7 protein-coding genes are annotated in these 3,963 nt (G+C 62.8%); 6 read left to right on the forward strand and 1 reads right to left on the reverse strand.

Annotated features, from left to right (window positions below):
- A partial coding sequence (locus Y703_RS18315; RefSeq protein ID WP_035764070.1) for an IS630 family transposase occupies positions 1-557 on the forward strand: 557 nt, incomplete at its 5' end.
- A gap of 2 nt (positions 558-559) precedes the next feature.
- Entirely contained in the window at positions 560-859 is a 300-nt protein-coding gene (locus Y703_RS0106285; protein WP_026552028.1) for a DUF4193 domain-containing protein, read from the forward strand.
- A gap of 12 nt (positions 860-871) precedes the next feature.
- On the opposite strand, the gene Y703_RS0106290 is transcribed toward Y703_RS0106285, so the two are convergent.
- Positions 872-1,336, reverse strand: coding sequence for a DUF3093 domain-containing protein (locus Y703_RS0106290; RefSeq protein WP_026552029.1), 465 nt, complete (start codon positions 1,334-1,336; stop codon positions 872-874).
- A 127-nt stretch (positions 1,337-1,463) separates the two neighbouring features.
- Here Y703_RS0106290 and dut point away from each other — a divergent pair, with 127 nt between their 5' ends.
- From dut to Y703_RS18325, 4 genes are all read left to right on the forward strand, one after another.
- Positions 1,464-1,958 carry a dUTP diphosphatase gene (dut, locus tag Y703_RS0106295; RefSeq protein WP_026552030.1) on the forward strand — a complete coding sequence of 165 codons (495 nt, stop codon included), beginning with the start codon at positions 1,464-1,466 and terminating at the stop codon, positions 1,956-1,958.
- Between the two features lie 69 nt (positions 1,959-2,027).
- Positions 2,028-2,888, forward strand: a complete 861-nt coding sequence (locus Y703_RS18320; RefSeq protein ID WP_081743417.1) for a DUF3710 domain-containing protein — start codon at positions 2,028-2,030, stop codon at positions 2,886-2,888.
- Positions 2,881-3,261 carry a hypothetical protein gene (locus Y703_RS0106305; RefSeq protein ID WP_026552031.1) on the forward strand — a complete coding sequence of 127 codons (381 nt, stop codon included), beginning with the start codon at positions 2,881-2,883 and terminating at the stop codon, positions 3,259-3,261. Before Y703_RS18320 ends, Y703_RS0106305 begins: the two co-directional genes overlap by 8 nt.
- Positions 3,258-3,963: DUF3159 domain-containing protein (locus Y703_RS18325; RefSeq protein ID WP_081743418.1), on the forward strand; the 706-nt coding region annotated here is incomplete at its 3' end. The genes Y703_RS0106305 and Y703_RS18325, both read left to right, overlap by 4 nt.

Here is a 3,963-nt window from a genome sequence, read left to right on the forward strand (position 1 = left end):
GCATTGATGAGAAGACCCAGATCCAGGCCCTGTCCCGCACCGGCCCGAACCAACCGTTGTCCCCGACGCACCCACTGCAGCAGACGCACGACTACCAACGCAACGGCACCACCACCTTGTTCGCGGCCCTAGAGGTCCTCACCGGCAAACTCAGCGCAAACGCCTTCTACCAAAAGCACACCAACATCGAGTTTGTCGATTTTCTGGGCCGGGTCGCGGACGCCCACCCCGGGGTCGAGCTGCATGTCATCTGCGACAACTATGCAACTCATAAGCACCAGAACGTGTTGGACTGGCTGGCTGGAAACCCCCGGGTGACCATGCACTTCACTCCGACCAGCTGTTCCTGGCTGAATATGGTGGAGATCTTCTTCGGGATCATCACCCGCCAGTGCCTCAAACGCGGGGAATTCAGCTCGGTGAAAGAGCTGGAAGAAACCATGGACCGCTACATCGAGAACTACAACCAAGACGCCAAACCATTCACCTGGACCAAGTCAGCGGAGTACCTCCTGGGCAAGATGAAACGCAAACAAACCATTAACACGGAGCACTAGATATGGCGACTGATTACGACACGCCACGATCCGCCCAGGACGATATCGGCGAGGACTCGATTGACGAGCTGAAGGTTCACAGTGCTGACCATCAGTCACCAGTGGTGGATGAGGACGAGATCGAAGCAGCCAACTCATTTGAACTACCGGGCGCTGACCTCTCCGGTGAGGAGATCCAGGTGCGTATCCTGCCGGCGCAGGCCGACGAATTCACCTGCGCATCGTGCTTCCTGGTCCGGCACCGATCCCAGATTGCCAAACACCTTGGCGAACTGGCGTATTGCAGCGACTGCGAAGGCTAACCTCGCGCTGTCTCAGCGTGCCAGCGCTGCAATCAGCGCATCAGGACGTCTGGTCGACGTCAGCCAGTAGGGAGTGGAGTCCGCCGGATCGGTGATCTCTACCCGCACCACCGGAGAGATCCAGCCCCGGATGCAGAGGTAGGCAGTTGCGTTGAGCGCAGGCCCTCGCTGAGCCGTGGCGTCCTCGCCCCGGTAGGCAGACGCAGTTCCCAGGTACCGGCGTTCGATGGTGGCCCGCCCCACCGTCAGGTGAGTAGCGGAAACGATGATGCGCGGCGTCGAGAGAATGAGTAGTGTGCCAAGGACCACAGCGACAACAACTGCCGCAATGATCCCCGTGGTCAGATTGATCGGGGCGAAGGTGACTACTGACGCCCCGGCCGCACCTGCCGCCACCAGCCAGATCCACGGCGCAGGCCACAGCCGCTCCTCGTAGATGGCGGCGCTGACCGATGATCCTGACGTGGGTGTTGACATACTCCAACCATCCCAGATTTTTCGGGGTAGTTCATCCCAGGGCGCTGGAGTCCTGCACCCGGCGGTCGAACAGGTTTTCGCGCTAGAGTGAAGCCCTAACCCCAATCACCCTCGAGGCAGCTGGAGTATGAACGTGCTGGACCCACAGCGGAGACTTCCCGTGCAAATCAAACTGCTCGATGACGCAGTGTCCCCACCAGAGTACGCGCAGCCGGGTGACGCTGGGGCAGATCTGCGCAGCCGGATCGACTTCCGGTTGGCCCCGGGCGAGCGGGCGCTGGTGCCCACCGGTGTAGCCATCGCCCTGCCGGATGGCTACGTCGGGCTGATCCATCCACGGTCCGGTCTGGCAACGAAGCATGGAGTGACAGTGGTGAATGCGCCGGGCACGATCGACGCGGGCTACCGCGGTGAAATTGCAGTCACGTTGCTCAACACAGACAAAACGGCTTCCCTGACCTTCAAGCGGGGGGACAGGATTGCCCAGCTGCTGATTCAACGAGTTGAACACGCTGACTTTACGGTGGTGGAGGAACTCCCTGAATCAGTCCGTGGCAGCGCGGGATTCGGTTCCACCGGCGGCTACAGCATCGAGGCTGCGGCGCATCCGACCCACGCATAACCTAGAGGATATCCAGATCAGGGACCCCCTCACAGAGGGTCCCACACACCTAAGGAAAGGAACCCAATCATGGTTTTTGGGCGCCTGAAGAAGAAGCAGCAAAACCTCCCGGCCGAGGAGCCAGCATCGGCTGACGCGCCTGTTGAGGCAACCGACCCAGGCGTTGCTTCCGGCAGCACTGAGACAGCTGAGGCCTCAGAGGCGCCGGAATCTGGGACCCCGGAGGCGCCGGAATCCGCTGCGCCTGCCGTCGACGCCGTCGAGCCCGCGGAAGCAGGCGCGACCGAGCCAGCGGCCGGCGTCGTCGTCTCCCGCAGCAATGGCCCGTACGACGTCTCGGAGAAGGATTCCGACGCCGGTTACATCGACCTCGGCGCACTGCGTATCGGCGCGGCTGAGGGTCTACAGCTCCGCCTTGAGGTGGAGGAGAAGACCAAGCGGGTTATCGCTGTCACCCTCGATCTGAACGGGTCGAACCTGCAGTTGCAGGTGTTTGCAGCACCCCGCACCGATGGCCTCTGGGACGAGATCCGTTCCCAGATCGGTGTTTCGGTCGGTTCCCAGGGCGGAACCGTCCAAGAGAGGGTGGGGCTGTTCGGGACCGAGCTTGTTGCGAAGCTGCCAGCTAAAACCCCTGATGACCAGCCCGGGTACCGTGTTGCCCGGTTCGTTGGCGTGGACGGGCCGCGGTGGTTCCTGCGCGGCGTGCTGGGCGGGCCGGCGGCAATCAATCGTGAGGCAGCAGCCCCGATCGAGGAGCTCTTCCGCAATGTGGTGGTGGTCAGGGGCGATCATCCACTGCCGCCACGCGAATTGTTGCAGCTGCGGCTACCCAAGGAAACGGGTACCGCACCGACCGAACCTGCTCAGCAGGCCCCTGATCTCACTGATCCGCTGAAGCGCGGACCCGAGATCACTCACATTGGCTGATCGTCCTGGGCCGGATGGATCCGGGACGATCAGCCGGGGGCTGACCGTCGGCGGGCTTCCGATCCGCGGCCGTGCCAGGGCGCGGGGTTTCATCTCCCGGATCACCATCCTCCCGCAGAGCTCAGCGCCGCAGTTTGCCGCTGTGGTCTCCGACGATGACCCGCCGCCCATCGCCGGGACCGATCGCCGGGACAGCCAGGCACGCCGTCACAGCGCCCAGGTCCGACTGGTCTGGATTGGACAGCGCCGGGTTCCCGGAATCGAAGCCGGAGTCCAGCTAGCGTTCGAAGGAATGGTCAGCCCGGTTGACGGGATGCCCACCATCTACAACCCGCGTTACGAAATTGTCGGACGTCCGGAGGCACAGCAGTGAGCACCCCTGAATCACCCAGCACCCCGTCCGAGGACGACCCCGCGCAACGCCAGGCTCCCACTGCAGCTGAGCTGGCAGGGCAGTATGCTGCCAGATCAGGGATGCACCGCACCGACGACGGGCAAATTGACGTGCTCAAATCAATTGGTGGGATCCGGGGGCTGGCGGAAAGCATCCTGCCGGGCCTGATCTTTACCGTCCTCTTCACCATCAACCAGGATCTGCAGAGCTCGCTGATCGCTGCCCTGGCTGTGGCGGCGATCTTCTCGATCGTCCGGCTGGTGTCGAGGAGCCCCCTCACGCAGGCCCTCTCAGGGCTGATCGGTGTCGCGATCTGCGCCTTCGTCGCCGGCCGTACCGGTAACGCTGAGGACTTCTTCGTTCCCGGCTTCTTCACCAACGGCGCCTACATCATCGCCATGGTGATTTCTGTTGCAGTCCGCTGGCCAATTGCCGGCCTGCTGTTCGGCTTTATCCGTGGCGAGGGCATTGATTGGCGGAAGGACCCCGCACGGGTGCGCGCCTACACCATCGCCACCTGGATCATCATCACTGTCCTTGGCCTACGGCTGTCAGTACAGATGCCCCTGTACTTCGCCGAAAACTTTGTGGCGCTCGGGACTACGAGACTGATTATGGGGCTTCCGCTCTACGCGCTGGGGCTGTGGCTGGCCTGGCTCGTGTCGCGGCCCGCCCCTCAGC

The sequence above is a fragment of the Arthrobacter sp. H20 genome (genome assembly GCF_000520515.1).
Taxonomy (GTDB): domain Bacteria; phylum Actinomycetota; class Actinomycetes; order Actinomycetales; family Micrococcaceae; genus Arthrobacter_D.

Coding starts and splice junctions, on each gene's coding strand:
- Y703_RS0106285 (WP_026552028.1), top strand. CDS start 560: ATGGCGACTGATTACGACACGCCACGATCCGCCCAGGACGATATCGGC.
- Y703_RS0106290 (WP_026552029.1), bottom strand. CDS start 1,336: ATGTCAACACCCACGTCAGGATCATCGGTCAGCGCCGCCATCTACGAG.
- dut (WP_026552030.1), top strand. CDS start 1,464: ATGAACGTGCTGGACCCACAGCGGAGACTTCCCGTGCAAATCAAACTG.
- Y703_RS18320 (WP_081743417.1), top strand. CDS start 2,028: ATGGTTTTTGGGCGCCTGAAGAAGAAGCAGCAAAACCTCCCGGCCGAG.